At 38.6% G+C, this 15737-nt stretch carries 18 protein-coding genes; 8 read left to right on the top strand and 10 right to left on the bottom strand.

What is annotated here, in order from left to right; translation table 11 throughout:
- Window positions 1–166 precede the first annotated feature (166 nt).
- Window positions 167–700 carry a YceI family protein gene (locus Q4D72_RS04140; RefSeq protein ID WP_303076234.1) on the top strand — a complete coding sequence of 178 codons (534 nt, stop codon included), beginning with the start codon at window positions 167–169 and terminating at the stop codon, window positions 698–700.
- 91 nt (window positions 701–791) lie between these two features.
- On the opposite strand, the gene Q4D72_RS04145 is transcribed toward Q4D72_RS04140, so the two are convergent.
- Window positions 792–1754, bottom strand: a complete 963-nt coding sequence (locus tag Q4D72_RS04145; protein ID WP_303076236.1) for an SIS domain-containing protein — start codon at window positions 1752–1754, stop codon at window positions 792–794.
- A gap of 86 nt (window positions 1755–1840) precedes the next feature.
- Here Q4D72_RS04145 and recQ point away from each other — a divergent pair, with 86 nt between their 5' ends.
- Both recQ and Q4D72_RS04155 read left to right on the top strand, forming a co-directional pair.
- A complete protein-coding gene (gene recQ, locus Q4D72_RS04150) occupies window positions 1841–4030 on the top strand; it encodes a DNA helicase RecQ (RefSeq protein WP_303076237.1) in 2190 nt (729 codons plus the stop codon).
- Between the two features lie 294 nt (window positions 4031–4324).
- Window positions 4325–4699 (top strand): PUR family DNA/RNA-binding protein, encoded by a 375-nt coding sequence (locus Q4D72_RS04155; RefSeq protein WP_303076317.1) that lies wholly within the window; start codon window positions 4325–4327, stop codon window positions 4697–4699.
- Window positions 4700–4754: 55 nt separating this feature from the next.
- Here Q4D72_RS04155 and xerD read toward each other — a convergent pair whose 3' ends face one another.
- Both xerD and Q4D72_RS04165 read right to left on the bottom strand, forming a co-directional pair.
- Complete coding sequence (gene xerD, locus Q4D72_RS04160; RefSeq protein WP_303076238.1) at window positions 4755–5663, bottom strand: site-specific tyrosine recombinase XerD; 909 nt, start codon at window positions 5661–5663, stop codon at window positions 4755–4757.
- 1 nt (window position 5664) lies between these two features.
- A complete protein-coding gene (locus Q4D72_RS04165) occupies window positions 5665–6162 on the bottom strand; it encodes a YkgJ family cysteine cluster protein (protein WP_303076239.1) in 498 nt (165 codons plus the stop codon).
- A gap of 204 nt (window positions 6163–6366) precedes the next feature.
- Between Q4D72_RS04165 and Q4D72_RS04170 the strand changes: the two genes are divergently transcribed.
- A complete protein-coding gene (locus tag Q4D72_RS04170) occupies window positions 6367–6702 on the top strand; it encodes a DUF6567 family protein (protein WP_368502030.1) in 336 nt (111 codons plus the stop codon).
- A 71-nt stretch (window positions 6703–6773) separates the two neighbouring features.
- On the opposite strand, the gene abc-f is transcribed toward Q4D72_RS04170, so the two are convergent.
- The 5 genes from abc-f to Q4D72_RS04195 form a co-directional block, all read right to left on the bottom strand.
- Window positions 6774–8645 carry a ribosomal protection-like ABC-F family protein gene (gene abc-f / locus Q4D72_RS04175; protein ID WP_303076242.1) on the bottom strand — a complete coding sequence of 624 codons (1872 nt, stop codon included), beginning with the start codon at window positions 8643–8645 and terminating at the stop codon, window positions 6774–6776.
- A gap of 149 nt (window positions 8646–8794) precedes the next feature.
- Window positions 8795–9238 (bottom strand): hypothetical protein, encoded by a 444-nt coding sequence (locus Q4D72_RS04180; protein ID WP_303076244.1) that lies wholly within the window; start codon window positions 9236–9238, stop codon window positions 8795–8797.
- 192 nt (window positions 9239–9430) lie between these two features.
- Window positions 9431–9922 carry a dihydrofolate reductase gene (locus tag Q4D72_RS04185; protein WP_303076246.1) on the bottom strand — a complete coding sequence of 164 codons (492 nt, stop codon included), beginning with the start codon at window positions 9920–9922 and terminating at the stop codon, window positions 9431–9433.
- A gap of 2 nt (window positions 9923–9924) precedes the next feature.
- The gene (locus tag Q4D72_RS04190) at window positions 9925–10341 is read right to left on the bottom strand and encodes a 2TM domain-containing protein (protein WP_303076247.1); all 417 of its coding nucleotides are present in this window, start codon (window positions 10339–10341) and stop codon (window positions 9925–9927) included.
- 60 nt (window positions 10342–10401) lie between these two features.
- The gene (locus Q4D72_RS04195; RefSeq protein WP_303076249.1) at window positions 10402–10971 is read right to left on the bottom strand and encodes a Maf-like protein; all 570 of its coding nucleotides are present in this window, start codon (window positions 10969–10971) and stop codon (window positions 10402–10404) included.
- A 156-nt stretch (window positions 10972–11127) separates the two neighbouring features.
- On the opposite strand from Q4D72_RS04195, the gene Q4D72_RS04200 reads away from it, so the two are divergent.
- The 4 genes from Q4D72_RS04200 to uvrB are packed head-to-tail and all read left to right on the top strand — an operon-like array spanning window position 11128 to window position 14401.
- The gene (locus Q4D72_RS04200; RefSeq protein ID WP_303076251.1) at window positions 11128–11532 is read left to right on the top strand and encodes a hypothetical protein; all 405 of its coding nucleotides are present in this window, start codon (window positions 11128–11130) and stop codon (window positions 11530–11532) included.
- A gap of 4 nt (window positions 11533–11536) precedes the next feature.
- A complete protein-coding gene (locus Q4D72_RS04205) occupies window positions 11537–11827 on the top strand; it encodes a DUF721 domain-containing protein (protein ID WP_303076253.1) in 291 nt (96 codons plus the stop codon).
- 12 nt (window positions 11828–11839) lie between these two features.
- Window positions 11840–12400 carry a GNAT family N-acetyltransferase gene (locus tag Q4D72_RS04210; protein WP_303076254.1) on the top strand — a complete coding sequence of 187 codons (561 nt, stop codon included), beginning with the start codon at window positions 11840–11842 and terminating at the stop codon, window positions 12398–12400.
- Between the two features lie 6 nt (window positions 12401–12406).
- Window positions 12407–14401 (top strand): excinuclease ABC subunit UvrB, encoded by a 1995-nt coding sequence (gene uvrB / locus Q4D72_RS04215; RefSeq protein ID WP_303076255.1) that lies wholly within the window; start codon window positions 12407–12409, stop codon window positions 14399–14401.
- Between the two features lie 2 nt (window positions 14402–14403).
- Here the strand turns inward: uvrB and Q4D72_RS04220 are convergent, their stop codons facing one another.
- A complete protein-coding gene (locus Q4D72_RS04220) occupies window positions 14404–15000 on the bottom strand; it encodes a DUF2911 domain-containing protein (RefSeq protein ID WP_303076256.1) in 597 nt (198 codons plus the stop codon).
- A gap of 19 nt (window positions 15001–15019) precedes the next feature.
- Window positions 15020–15736 (bottom strand): porin family protein, encoded by a 717-nt coding sequence (locus Q4D72_RS04225; protein WP_303076258.1) that lies wholly within the window; start codon window positions 15734–15736, stop codon window positions 15020–15022.
- Between the last annotated feature and the right edge of the window lies 1 nt (window position 15737).

Consider the following 15737-nt stretch of genomic DNA (forward strand, 5'->3'; position numbering starts at 1 on the left):
AATCTGTGATGTATTAAAATTGAATTAGCACAAAGATAATAAAAATAGTTATAGTGCAAGTTTTTTGTCAAGAAAAAATAATAAAATGATGTTTATGAACGAATTAAAATGCGATTAATTTGCATATTTCTTACTTTTTTTCGTTCTTTGTCAAAAAATAAGGATTATGAACAGTATTATAAAAAATATCGGGAAGAAGTTTTTGTTGTCTTTTGTGTTGATTTTCAGTGTTATGGCAACTTCTTTTGCTCAAAATCAATCGGACGGGAAGGTAGCGTTTAGTATCAAAAAAGGATTTTCAACCGTTAAGGGCGAATTTCAAAAGTTTGATTATGCAATTGATTTAAACGGAGAAATTGGCGGAACTGCCCGGGTGGCGAGCGTTAAAACCAAAAGTGCCAATAGAGACAAACACTTGCAAAGCGAAGATTGGTTTTTTGCGGAAAAATATCCGATGATAGAAGTTAAGTCGCAGAAAATCAACAAAAAATCAGATATGGAATATGTCGGAGTTTTTGAGGTGAAAATCAAAGGAAAAACCGAAACGAAAGAAATTCCGTTTCAGGTTGTTAATCAAAACGGCAAAAAATATTTTAAGGCTAATTTTCAGCTTTCGTTAGACACCTTTAATATAGGTAGCGGTTTTCTCGGTTTTCTTGTAGGTGATAAAGTTACGGTTGATTTGAATCTTCCTTTTTAATAAAAATTGAATTGTTTGTAAAAACGAACCTTTGTCAAAATTTATTTTTTTTGACAAAGGTTTTTTGTTGTTATTGAGGTAGTTATAAAGGCTAAATCAGTCCTTCTTGCACCAAATTATGCAAATGCACTACACCTATATATATATTGTTTTGCGTAACTAACAGCTGTGTGATTTTGTTATTTTCTATAACGTCCAGTGCATCAACGGCTAAGGTGTCTGCGTCAATAGTTTTTGGGTTGGGACTCATCACGTCTTTTGCGGTAAGCCCCGTGATGCTGTCCGTTTTGCTGAGCATTCTACGGATATCGCCATCGGTAACCACACCTATGATGGCGTTTCCGTCAATTACAGCGGTGGCTCCGAGCATTTTTTCTGAAATTTCAACAATCACCTTTTTGATGTCAGTCTCAGGGGCTACTTGCGGTTTTTGATTATTCGCCACAATATCAGCTACTTTCAAGTATAGGCGTTTACCCAAGGCGCCTCCGGGGTGGTACTTTGCAAAATCACTGCTGCCAAATTGCTTCATTTCCAGCAAGCAAACGGCGAGTGCATCACCTAAAACCAGTTGGGCGGTGGTGCTGGTGGTGGGTGCTAAATTGTTAGGACAAGCTTCTTTTTCAACGTGTGCATACAAAACACAATCAGCTTGTTGCCCCAAAACGGAATTTTTATTTGACGTAATGGCGATGAGTTTGTTGTTGCCGCGTTTTAACAGCGGAACGAGCACTTTTATCTCAGGGGTGTTACCGCTTTTTGAAATGCAAATGATCACATCATCGTTTTGAATGATGCCTAAATCGCCGTGAATGGCGTCAGCGGCGTGCATAAAAATGGCGGGTGTGCCGGTTGAGTTCATCGTGGCAACAATTTTTTGCGCAATTATGGCACTTTTTCCAATTCCGGTAATTACGACTCTTCCTTGTGAATTTAATATGTAATTAACAGATTTTATAAAATCATCATCAATAAAATCGGCTAATTTTAAGATAGCTTTCGATTCTTCAAGAATTGTTTTTTTTGCAATTTCAATAATTTTTTTTGTTTTCATAAAAAAAATGAATTTTTCTTTTGTCAATTAAAAAAATAGTATTACTTTTATCTTTGCAAAGTTAGATAAAATATAGATATAATTAGATGGAAACGGCTAAAAATGATTTACAAAGTGCCTTGAAGCATTATTTCGGTTTTGAGAGTTTCAAAGGACATCAACAGGAAATTGTGCAAAGCGTTATCGATAAAAGAGATACGTTTGTGATTATGCCAACAGGAGGAGGAAAATCGTTATGTTATCAGCTTCCTGCCTTGGTTTTGGAGGGTACGGCAATCGTAATTTCTCCGCTGATAGCTTTGATGAAAAACCAAGTAGATGCTATGCGCGGAATTTCATCAACCGACAGCGTGGCTCACGTTTTAAATTCATCGCTCACCAAAAGTGAAATCCGTGAAGTGATGGATGATATCAGCAATAAAAAAACCAAATTATTATACGTAGCACCTGAATCGTTAACCAAAGATGAGTATGCTAATTTTTTGAAAACCATACCAATATCGTTTGTAGCGGTTGATGAGGCGCATTGTATTTCGGAGTGGGGACACGATTTTCGCCCCGAGTACCGAAATATCCGAACCATTATTGATCGTTTGGGTGACAGCATTCCGGTGGTGGCACTTACGGCAACGGCAACGCCTAAGGTTCAGGAAGATATCGTTAAAAATTTAGGAATGAACGATGCCAATGTGTTCAAATCATCGTTCAATCGCCCGAATTTGTATTACGAGGTACGTCCGAAAACCAAAAACGTAGATGCCGATATTATTCGTTTTGTGAAACAAAATGGTAAAAAATCAGGAATTATTTATTGTTTGAGTCGTAAAAAAGTAGAAGAACTGGCTCAAACACTGCAAGTTAATGGAATTACGGCAGTGCCTTATCACGCCGGATTAGATGCCAAAACCCGTGCCAAACATCAAGATATGTTTTTGATGGAAGAGGTGGACGTGGTGGTGGCAACCATTGCTTTCGGAATGGGGATTGACAAGCCCGACGTGCGTTTTGTTATTCATCACGACATCCCCAAAAGCATTGAAAGCTACTATCAAGAAACCGGACGTGCGGGGCGTGATGGTGGTGAAGGACATTGTTTGGCGTTCTACTCGTATAAAGACGTTGAAAAATTAGAGAAATTTATGGTGGGCAAACCCATTGCCGAACAAGAAATCGGGCAGGCGTTGTTGCAAGATATCGTTGCTTATGCCGAAACGTCAAGTTCACGCCGTAAATTTATTTTGCATTATTTCGGAGAAGAATTCGACGAAGTAAACGGAGAAGGTGCCGATATGGACGATAACGTGCGTTACCCCAAAACCAAAAAAGAAGCCAAAGGCGATGTGGTTAAACTACTGAATGTCATACTCGCAACCAAACAAAAGTTCAAAGCCAAAGACCTTGTCAATACCCTCATCGGAAGGGTAACGGCTATTATTAAAGCACATAAAATTGATGAGCAGGAGTTTTTTGGTATCGGAAAAGATAAAGACGATTTCTATTGGACGGCACTTTTGCGTCAGGTGATGGTTAATGGGTTGATATATAAAGATATAGAAACCTATGGCGTAATGTTCATCACTGATAAAGGGCGGGAGTATTTAAAAGATGTACCTTCTTTTATGATGACCGAAGACCATATTTACGAAGAAGAACCCGAAGACCTAAATGCCTCAGGCGGAGGGGTTGCTGATGCGGTTCTCTTAGGAATGTTGAAAGATTTGCGCAAAAAAGTAGCCAAACAAAAAGGCGTGCCGCCATTTGTGGTTTTCCAAGACCCGTCATTGGAGGATATGGCGCTGAAATATCCCATTACCATTTCCGAACTTACCAATGTTCACGGGGTGGGCGAGGGTAAAGCTAAAAAATACGGAAGTGAGTTTGTAAAGCTCATCGGTAAATACGTGGAAGAAAACGATATTTTACGAGCCGAAGATTTAATCGTAAAAACCACAGGTTCAAATTCTTCCTTGAAATTGTACATCATTCAAAATATCGACCGAAAATTGCCGTTGCCCGATATTGCAAAAGCCAAAGGACTGGAAATGGACGATTTTTTGAAAGAAGTGGAGCAAATCGTTTACAGCGGAACCAAATTGGATATCAATTATTGGATTGAAGAAATTTTTGACGAAGAACAACAAGAAGAACTTCACGAATATTTTATGGAAGCTGAAACCGATAAAATTTCGGTAGCCTCAAAAGAATTTGACGGTGATTATGAAGATGATGAGCTTCGTATGTATCGAATTAAATTTATTAGTGAAGTAGCAAATTAAAAAAAATGAGGAATTTAGGGCTGAAAATCCCTGATTCCTCATCTTATTATTTAAAACAACAAGTCGGAGGCTTTTTTGTTTTCTTATATAATAAAGCTAATTTTAACAAAAAGCACTTCCGATTTTTATGTATAAAATGTGTTAATTAGTAGGGATGAAGTTAAAAAAAGAGTAAAAAACATTAATTTTTTCATAAAAATATGGTCAGGTCGAAAAAAAACGTTTTCAGACTTGTATAATACATATTTTTTAATGACTTTTGCCCCTACAATGTTTATTTCAAAGACTGATTTTATGGAAGAGAAAGAATTTTTAGACAATGAAGAGATTTTCTCAAAAGTTTTGAGAGCAGGCAGAAGAACGTATTTTTTTGACGTAAGAGCTACTCGGGCAAGGGATTATTATTTAACAATTACTGAAAGCAAGAAATTCACGCACGACGATGGTTCTTTTCATTATAAGAAACACAAAATTTACCTGTATAAAGAAGATTTTGAGTTGTTTAAAGAGATTTTAAATGAAATGACTAATTACGTTTTTGAAGAAAAAGGAGAAGAGGTTATTTCGGAACGCCACCAAAAAGACTTTAAGAAAATTTTTTATCAGGAGCAAGCCGAAGTAAATGGTTCGTCGCCTTTTACAAAGTTTGATTTTGAAGACATACGATAATTTTAGTATTCTTTTATTTTGTAAAAGTCTTGTAGAAGAGAAGTTTACTTCTCTTTTACAGGGCTTTCATTTTTTGTCGCGGGTGGAATTTTAATAACATATCACGCAAGTGTGATTTTTCCACGTGAACGTAAATCTCTGTGGTTGTGATGCTTTCGTGTCCTAACATTGTTTGAATGGCTCGCAAGTTTGCTCCGTTTTCAAGCAAATGCGTGGCAAACGAATGCCGAAACGTATGCGGACTTACTTTTTTCGTTAATCCCGCTTTTTCAACACTTTGTTTGATGATGGTAAAAATCATCGCCCGAGTTAATTGCTTCCCCCGCCGATTTAAAAAAACATAATCTTCGTGCCCTTTACTGATTTTTAATGTTTTACGGTGATTATCAACATAACGTTTGATTTCTTTTTTGGTTGCTTCCCCGATGGGAATTAGGCGTTGTTTGCTTCCTTTTCCCATTACGCGAATGAAATCTTCCTCAAAAAACAAATCGGAAAGCCGTAATGAAACAAGCTCCGAAACCCGCAACCCACAACCGTAAAGCGTTTCGATAATGGCGCGGTTTCGATGTCCTTCGGTAGTGCTTACATCTATTGAAATCAGTATGTTATCTATTTCTTCCAGCGAAAGTGTATCGGGCAATTTCAATCCGATTTTTGGGCTTTCGATGAGGTTCATCGGGTAATCGTCCCTGTTTTTTTCGCTCATCATAAATTTGAAAAAACTTTTCAATGCCGAAATCATTCGGGCTTGTGAGCGGGCGTTCAGTTCTTTCGAGGTCTCGTAAATGAATTGCCGTAGGGTGTCAGCCGAAATCGTTTCAGGATTTTCATCAATTTCGTATGTTTCCAGATATAAAATGAGCTTTTCAAGGTCTAATCCGTAAGAAATAACTGAATTTTTCGACATTCCTCGCTGAAAAAGCAAATAATTTTGAAATTCTTCCTTGATTTTATGCCACATTTTACTTTATTTTGATGTTTTCTTTCATTTTTTCAACCACTTTAAACGCAATCGGACAAATTTCCGTGTTTTTAATAGTTAAATTAGCTATTTGGTAGATTTTTTTACGGTCAGTATGCGGATATTCGCGACAAGCCTTCGGACGAACGTCATAAATCAAGCAATAATTATCCGAAGCCAAAAACGGACAAGGCATCGACTGAAAAACGAAATCATTATCTTCATCAATTTTTAGATATTTCGCAACAAAATCCGATGGTTTTAAGCGTAAGTGTTTGGCAATGCGTTCAATATCAATGTTTGTTAAAAGCGGACCTGTGGTTTTGCAGCAATTGGCACAACTCAAACAATCCGTTTCATTCATAATTTCATCGTGAATTTCGCCTACCAAATAATCCAAGTTTTTGGGCGGTTTCTTTTTTAACTGGGTAAAAAAACGCTGGTTTTCAGCTTTTTTATCCTTAGATAAAACGGGTAGTTCAGATAAATTGATATTCATTAATAATCTTTTTTTAGGCTAAAAACGTATCTTTTGTGATGGTCACTTTCGGTAGGCTAAATTAAAAATATTTTTGTGAAATAAAAAAATATTTTACATTTGCAACGATAATTTGGACAGAAGGGTGGAAGCCGAAAAACCCATAAAGAGTAGGCAGATAATGTATTAAATTTACTAAAAGATGAAAAAAATTGTTTTATTAGGGTGGCATCTTTGTTTCTCGCAAGTTGTGGTTTTCACAAAGGACTAACAGGAAATGTGAATAGTCATACAACAGAAGTTGTCTTGTCAAAAAAGAATTTCAAGGTAGTAGATCGAGTTAAAGGAGAGGCTTCTGATTTTTATGTTTTAGGTTTGTTTGGCGGAATGAAAAAATCACTTATTGAACAAGCAAGAGCCGAAATGCTACAAAAAGCAAATTTGTTAGATTCTTCAAAAGCTATTGTGAATGAGACTGTTGAGATTCATAATGCACAATTTGTTTTGTTTTCAAAATACACGGTTACAGTTTCTGCAAACGTTGTAGAATTCACAGAGTAGGCAGAACGTTTTGTTAAGATATTACGATAATAAGTCTTCTTACAATGTGACAAGGAAGACTTATTGTTTTTTTAAATATTTCCTTCCATTTTTATTGAAAGTTCAAACCAACGCTCTGTTTTTTCTTCCAATTCGGTGATAATTTGTTGTAATTTGACTGATTTTTGATGAATTTCGTCCGAATTCAGCATTCCTTCCGAAAATAATTGCTCGATTTCGGTCTTTTTGGCTTCCAAAACGGGAATTTCCTTCTCCAAACGATTAAATTCTTTCTGTTCGTTGAATGATAGCCCTTTCAATCCGTCTTTTCGCCACGTATTTTTGGTGGTTTCTTTCTTTTCTGAAGCCGTTTCGGCAGGTGGCGTGCTTTCTTCATACACACGAAAATCGGTATAATTGCCCGGAAAATCTTCGATTACGCCATTTCCGCGAAAGACAAACAAATGATCAACGATTTTATCCATAAAATAACGGTCGTGCGAAACTACCACGAGGCAACCCGGATAATCCAACAGGAAATTCTCTAACACATTGAGTGTCACGATATCCAAATCGTTGGTGGGTTCGTCCAGAATTAAAAAATTCGGATTTTGAATCAGCACGGTGCATAAATAAAGCCGTTTTAGTTCGCCACCGCTGAGTTTTTCAACGTAGTCGTGTTGTTTTTTGCGGTCGAACAGAAAACGCTCCAACAATTGTGCCGCCGACAGCGTTCGTCCTTTGAGCAGCGGAATGTATTCGCCATATTTTTGAATAACTTCGATAACTTTCTGACCTTCTTTAACTTCGATGCCCACCTGCGTGTAATAACCGAATTTGATGGTGTCGCCGATAACGATTTTTCCGTTGTCGGGCTGTATTTTTTGTGTTAAAAGATTCAAGAAAGTGGATTTTCCCGTACCGTTTTTGCCGATAATCCCAATGCGTTCCCCACGCAGAAAATTATAATCAAACTTATTGAGGATTAGAAGATTATCAAACTTTTTACTTACGTTGTGAAATTCCACGATTTTGCTTCCCAAACGTTCCATATTGATTTCCAACTGCACCACGTGTTCTTTTCGGCGTTTGTGAGCTTGTTCCTTAATTACGTAAAAATCATCAATACGCGATTTTGATTTGGTGGTTCGGGCTTTGGGTTGGCGTCGCATCCAGTCCAATTCCTTAACGTACAGGTTTTTAGCTTTTTCAACACTGGCTTGTTCTTGGGCAAGTCGGAGCTCTTTCTTTTCCAAAAAATAGGAATAATTTCCTTTGTACGTAAAAAGTTCGCCGTTGTCAAGTTCTATGATTTCGTTGCAAACGCGTTCCAAAAAATAGCGGTCGTGCGTTACCAAAAATAGGGTAATGTTTTCTTTGGCAAAGAATTGTTCGAGCCACTCAATCATCTCTAAATCAAGGTGATTGGTAGGTTCGTCCAGAATCAATAAATCGGGTTTGCTGATGAGAACGTTTGCCAAAGCGAGGCGTTTTTTTTGTCCCCCCGAAAGGTTTTTGATTTTCAGTTGCAGGTTGTCGAGTTTCAGCCGCGAAAGGATTTGCTTGTACTGCGTTTCAAAATCCCACGCATTGTGTAACTCCATTTTTTCGAAGGCTTTTTGATAAGCGGTTTCGTTTTCGGGGTGTTGCAAAGCGTGTTCATATTCCTGAATTATGGTCAAAATTGGGTTTTCAACCGAAAAAATCGTCTGTTCGATGGTCAAATTTTCATCAAATTCAGGATTTTGCGACAAAAAAGCGATGTGAATGCCGTTTCTGGATACTACTTTTCCGCTGTCGGGTTGGTCTTTTCCTGAAATAATGTTCAAAAGTGTGGTTTTTCCGGTTCCATTTTTGGCAACAAAGGCAATTTTTTGGTCTTTATTGATGCCAAAAGAGATATTTTGGAACAAAACACGCTCCCCGAACGATTTTGAAATGTTTTCTACGGATAATAAATTCATTTTTGGGTTGAAAATTACATAATTCCGCGCAAAGATATAAAATTAAATGTTTTTAACCATACAATCGGGAAGAATTGAGCGTTTCAAAAATGAATTTTAATAAAACCGAAAAAGTAGGGGATTGGGCTTTTTGAAAAAAGCTAATGCCTTTATATTGAGTGTATTTGCTGAACCAAATCCCAAAGATGTTCAGCTTTTAATCGATTAACGGATGTGTACTGCTGGGTGTTTTGGGTTTGATAGGTGGATGTCCAAATGATTTGAAAATCATTGTCGTTGCCAATTTTTTCGATTGTTTTGACAGTTTCGCCCCGAGTTCGTGATGTGCAAAAAATAATGTTACAACCCAACTGAGTAAGGTCGCCAAGCCGTTCTTTTAGCAAAGAATCCGGATTTCCTTCACTTTCAATACCAATTTTTTGTGAATTGATTTGCACTACGAATCTAAAATCGCCCTCGGAGGGGATTTTTTCTTGTTTTTTGTCGAGATTTTGCAATTCAGGATATTTTTCAATGAGCATTTGTGCCAATATTCGCAAAGTTTCTGTTTTTCCGGTGTTTCCGTTGTTTGATAGCGCAATGATTGTCTTCATAATTTTTTAGTTTTGTCGGAATTTCTTCAAATAATTCATAAAAAAATCTACCTCAAGGCAGTTTTCCCACTTTGAAGCAGATTGTATTTTTTGTAAATTTAAGTATGTGTCAGTGCTTGCTTGCTTGCTTGCTTGCTGTAAAATATGACTTGCAAAGATAGTGAAATTTAACATAGTTTGCAAATTTTTTAGTTATTTTTTTCGGGTGTAAGTTTCAAAAGTAAAATCGTGTGCGTGCTTTTCGTCTGCCGAAATGCGTTGTGAAAAAACCAATTTCCATTGTTGGGGCGATAGGCTCGGGAAAAAAGCATCGGCATTGTTAAACGTGGCGTGAACCCGTGTGAGTTCTATTTTGTCAGCAACATTCATCGCCAAGTGATAAATTTCACCACCACCGATAACATACGGATTTTCATCTATTTTGTGGGCTTTTTCAAGAGCTTCTGCCAGTGAGCCGACCACGATGCAACCTTCGGCTTGGTAATCGGTTTGTCGTGTTATGATAATATGCGTTCTGCCGGGCAACAGTTTGGGCAAGGTTTCAAAGGTTTTTCGCCCCATAATGATGCAATGCCCTGTGGTTAAGGACTTAAAGCGTTTAAAATCTTCCGGCAAATGCCAAAGCAATTCTCCTTTGTATCCCAATGCATTATTTTCAGAAGCAGCTGCAATGAGTGTGGTCATAATTAATCGGGTTGTTGCGTAAGCGACTTGTTTTGAGTGTTTAAAAGTTCTTTTTCGGCTTTGGCTTTCTCCTTTTGGAGTTCCTGCTCAATGCTTACTTCCATTTTCAGAAGTTTCTTTTGTTGCAATTCCACCAAACGTTGGCGGTGCTTTCGTTCCCAATCTTTGCCCATAAACCGATTGACAATGAACACATTCACCACGTGCAACAAAAATAGAAACGACCAAGCCAAGATGCCCCAAAGATACCAATTATACGTTACATCGCTGTAAAGCAACTTGTTGATAACCACCATAAAAATACATCCCAGAATGAATACCCAGAAGTGGAAAAAAAGCATTTTCTTTTGCTTGATGCGTCGTTGTGCATCTTCAAACAGTTCGTGCTGAGCCGGTTCCATTTTTATTTTATCTTGCATAGTTTTTTGTAATTAATTATTATCGTGCCAAATGTACAACTTTAAATTAGGATACCAAAACTATTTTTGATTTTCAAAACTTTGCAATGTTTCGTAAATTAAGTGTGTGGGCAAGCCCATTACGTTGTTGTACGAGCCTTCTATATGTGTAACGCCCACCAGCCCAATCCAATCTTGAATGCCGTATGCACCGGCTTTGTCATAGGGTTTGTATGTGGTTAGATAAAAATCTATTTCATTGTTTGTTAATTGTTTAAAGCTGACTTTTGTAACGCAACTTACTACTTTTTGCTTTGTGAGAGAAGAAAAACAAACCGAAGTAATCACCTCGTGTTGTTTGCCCGAAAGCGATTTAAGCATTGCAAAGGCATCGTCATAATTTTGGGGCTTCCCGAGGGCTTTCCCTTCGTGCCAAACAAGCGTATCGGAAGTTATTACAACTTCGTTTGGCTGTATATCTTTCTGAAAAACAGAGGCTTTTAATATTGCTAGAAAATTTGTAATTTCTTCACGTTGCAGATTTTTGGGGTAAACTTCTTCAACGGGTTTCAAAACCACTTCGTAATCCAGATTTAGTTCTTCAAAAAATTGTTGTCTGCGTGGTGAAGCTGATGCCAAAATTATTTTCATTAGTTGCTTACTTTATGTTAAAATTTCATTCAATTTATCAGAAAAACGGATTTTTCTGATGGTTTCAGACCACAAAGTAAAGAAGAAAATGGCAAAACTAAAAGAAATGTCCGTTTTTTTTCGTAATTTTGAAGCCTTTACCAAATTTATTGAGCAATGAAAAAATACATTTTTATTTTGATGATTTTTGTTGTAAGTGCTTGTAATCAAAAAGTTACGCAACAAGATTTGCAACATTTAAACGGTTATTGGGAAATTGAAAAAGCCATCACGCCCGATAAGCAAGTAAAAGAATATCAGTTGAATACAACTTATGATTATATCGAAATCAATGGTGAAAAAGGTTTCCGAAAGAAAGTATATCCGCAATTGATGGGCAGGTTCCAAACTAATGATGACAGTGAAACTTTTGAAGTAATTAACGAAGCCAACAGCTTCAAAATGAATTATGAAAACGAAGGAAATCAATGGACGGAAACCTTAAAATCAATAAACGAAACCTCGTTTGTGGTGGAAAATGAGGCCGGCATAGAGTATCATTACAAAAGAGTTAAAAATTAATCTGATGGAAGGAAACACGCAATCATTATCCACTGTAATTAAGGAACTTATAAAAAGAAATCATTTGGAGTACGGGCTTCACAAAGTGGAAGTTCAAGAAGTTTGGACACGCCTAATGGGCAGCCCTATCGCCAAATACACCACCGCTGTGGAACTCAAAGCCGACGTGCTGCACGTGCATTTGTCCTCGCCCGCACTTGCCCAAGAACTCAGCTACGGAAAAGAAAAAATAATTAAAAACATCAATGAAGAAATGGGCGAAGAAATCGTTACAAAAATATTGTTTTTCAGTTAATTATAAAGAAATATGATTCGATTTGCAACAAAAAATGACGCCGATTTCGTAGCTCCGTTGATGTTCCAAGCAATGGAAGAAATTGTGTTTAAACTCATTGGGAAAGAAGATGAAAATCAGGCAGTTTCATTTCTGAAAACCTTGTTTTTGGAAGAAAAAAATCAGTATTCGTACCAAAACACAATTGTTTTTGAGGAAGATAACGCGGTTATCGGTTCGTTAGTTTTTTATGACGGAGCTGATTTAGAGCATTTTAGAAAACCCGTTTTGACTCTTGCCGAGCAAATTTCAGGACGAAAAATCGCTGTGGAAGACGAAACTTCCGCCGGTGAAATTTACATCGACACGGTGAGCGTAAGTCCCCGAGGACAAGGGAAAGGCATTGGTTCACAGTTAATTAGCTTTTTGCAAAACTATGTAGCTGAAAATCAATTGGGTAAAATCGGTCTGCTGGTTGATGAAAACAATCCGAAAGCCGAAAAACTTTACACCCGCCTCGGTTTTGTATATGCTAATAATCAGACACTTGCAGGCGGGAATTACAAACATTTGGTTTTTGAAAAAATAAAGTAAATTAAAATGCAATTCTCCATACAATCTGATTTTCAGCCTACCGGCGACCAGCCCCAAGCCATCAAACAATTGGCTCAGGGCATCGAAAGTGGCGAAAAATACCAAGTTTTGCTCGGGGTTACGGGGTCGGGAAAAACCTTTACGGTGGCAAACGTTATCGAAAAAGTGCAACGTCCCACGTTGGTGTTGGCTCATAACAAAACCCTTGCTGCTCAGCTATATAGCGAGTTTAAAGCCTTCTTTCCGAATAATGCGGTGGAATATTTCGTGTCGTATTACGACTATTACCAACCCGAAGCCTACATTCCCACCACGGGGACGTACATCGAAAAAGACCTTTCCATCAACGAAGAAATCGAAAAACTGCGGCTCAGTGCCACCTCATCGTTGCTTTCGGGGCGACGTGATGTGCTGGTCGTGGCTTCCGTTTCCTGCCTTTACGGAATCGGGAATCCTGTTGAATTTCAGAAGAATGTAATCACCATCAAGCGGGGCGAAATCCTGCCGCGAACCCAATTTATGCATCGTTTGGTGCAGAGTTTGTACGCCCGAACCACCGCCGAATTTATTCACGGAAATTTCCGCGTAAAGGGAGATGTGGTGGACATTTACCCCGGCTATTCCGACACGCCGTTTCGCATTCATTTCTTCGGGGACGAAATCGAAGAAATTGAAGTTTTTGACCCGCAAACCAATAGAGTAACAGAACGTTACGATAGCCTGAATATCTATCCCGCCAATATGTTCGTAACCTCGCCCGATGTGTTGCAAAAAGCCATTTGGAACATTCAGCAGGATTTGACCAAGCAAGTGGAATATTTTAAAGAAATCGGCAAACATCTGGAAGCCAAACGATTGGAAGAGCGTACGAATTTCGATTTGGAAATGATTCGCGAACTCGGCTATTGTTCGGGCATTGAAAATTATTCGCGTTATTTAGACGGAAGGGAACCCGGCACGCGTCCGTTTTGTTTGTTGGATTATTTTCCTGCTGATTTTCTGATGGTTATAGACGAAAGTCACGTAACCGTTCCGCAAGTGCACGCAATGTACGGGGGCGACCGCAGTCGGAAAGAAAATTTGGTGGAATACGGTTTTCGCTTGCCCGCCGCTTTGGATAATCGTCCGTTAAAATTCGAGGAGTTTGAAGCCCTTCAAAATCAGGTGATTTATGTGAGTGCCACGCCTGCCGATTACGAACTTCAAAAAACGCAAGGAGCTTATATTGAGCAGATTATCCGTCCGACGGGATTGCTTGACCCCGAAATTGAAATCCGCCCGAGTGAGAATCAAATTGATGATTTGGCGGAAGAAATTCAGCTTCGAGTGGAAAAAGACGAACGCATTTTGGTAACCACCCTCACCAAGCGAATGGCGGAGGAATTGACCAAATATCTAACCAAAATCGGGGTGCGTTGTCGTTACATTCACAGTGATGTGGATACCCTTGAACGCGTGGAGATTATGCAAGATTTACGTCGCGGATTGTTTGATGTTTTGGTGGGCGTGAACCTGCTTCGTGAGGGCTTGGATTTGCCCGAAGTGTCGTTGGTAGCCATTTTAGATGCCGATAAGGAAGGGTTTTTGCGTTCCACACGGTCGCTGACCCAAACGGTGGGGCGTGCAGCTCGGAACGTAAACGGAAAAGCCATTATGTATGCTGACAAAATCACGAACAGTATGCAGGTAACCATCGATGACACGAACTATCGGCGTGAAAAACAGATGAATTACAACCTGCGTAATGGCATCGTTCCCAAGCCTTTGAACAAAAAAATAGAAAATACGCTCAGTAAAAGCCCAATTACCGAGTTTCACTACGACCCGTCGTTTAAAAAAGAAAAAGAATCACCTGAAATTGAGTTGTTTTCACCAAAAGAAATCGACAGAAAAATTCGTGAAACCCGCAAACTGATGGAAACCGCCGCCAAAGAATTGGACTTTGTTAAAGCCGCCCAATATCGTGATGAAATCAAAAAATTGGAGGCGATGAAAGGGTAAAATTATTCACCCATATCGCGTTCAATCTGTTTGATTTCTCTTAGATGTTCAATTATTTTATTGATTTGCTCTGCCTTGTCAACTTCGATGGGGATTTCAACTTTTGAATATTCCCATCGGATTACTAAGTTGATTTTTGTGTCGCTGATGCCCTCAAAAGATATTTCCAACGACTCTTGCAATTCTTTTTGTTCTTGAACCGGCACTTTAATTTCGATGGCGTTTTCGTTAGGGTCATAACTGTATGCTCCCCACGCATCGGCATCGTAGTTTAGCGCTACGTTCCATTGTTTTTCTTCGGGCGTTATAAAAATTGCGTATCTTCCCGGTTTCGTGGATTTTCCTCCAAAAAGCACGCCTTGCTCAAAGGTGATGTTAGTGGCTTCGTTAGCGCCCACACGCCAAATTTTTCCGAATGGGACTAACTCGCCGAATATTTTCCGTCCGCGCACGCTGGGTCTGCCGTAATCCACTGAAATTTTTGTTACGGAAAACTGTTGCGAAATCACTTGCCGCGGGCTTGCCATCGGATATTTGTAGATTTGTGAAAATCCTACGTAAAAAAACAAGAAAAAAACAAACGTAAACAGTTTTTTCATATCAAATTAGGTTCAAAAATTATTCAAATGTAAGATTAATCAAGAATCCGCGTGATTTAATTTTGCTTAAATTGCTTGTCCACGGGCTTGCCGCATTGTTATCCGGAATCAATTCATTGTTGATGGAAAATAATCCTCTGATTGAGGGCGAAAGTCTGAAAAAAGGCGTGTAAATATCAAAGCCAATGCCTAATTCATAGAAAAAAACACTTCGTTGCGTGCGAAAAATTCCTTCGTAATTATCAATGTTTAAGTTGTAATTACTACTTAGGTTGATAGCCATTGACCCGCCCGCCGTGAGGTAAGGTTTAAAGTTGTACCAACGTGCAGAGCTGAATTTCAGCAATAAAGGAATGTAAATGTAGGTCGATTTCACTTCCCGAAGTTGGTCTCTTTTTTCTTCCATTCCGGGGAAGTACAAGTTGCGTTTGTTGTAAACCAAACCGGGTTCAATCCGTAGGTCAAGAAATTTTGCCAAACGCATCGAGCCGGAAAGCCCCACGTTGAATCCCCAGTTTTTCTCGGTGCGAATTTCACGAATTGTACGCGTTGTGTAATCCAATTTTTCGTAATTAAACTTAAAATCAAACAAATTGGCACCAAAGTAATAGCCCCATTGCAAAGGTTTCTCATCAAAATGTTCCAAATTGAGTAGCGGATGCTCGCGTTGCGCCCAAGCAGATGATGCTCCGATGAAAAAGATGCTTAGTAAAGAGAATATTCGTATTTTTTTCATT

The sequence above is a fragment of the Capnocytophaga sp. genome (genome assembly GCF_030532915.1).
Lineage (GTDB): Bacteria > Bacteroidota > Bacteroidia > Flavobacteriales > Flavobacteriaceae > Capnocytophaga.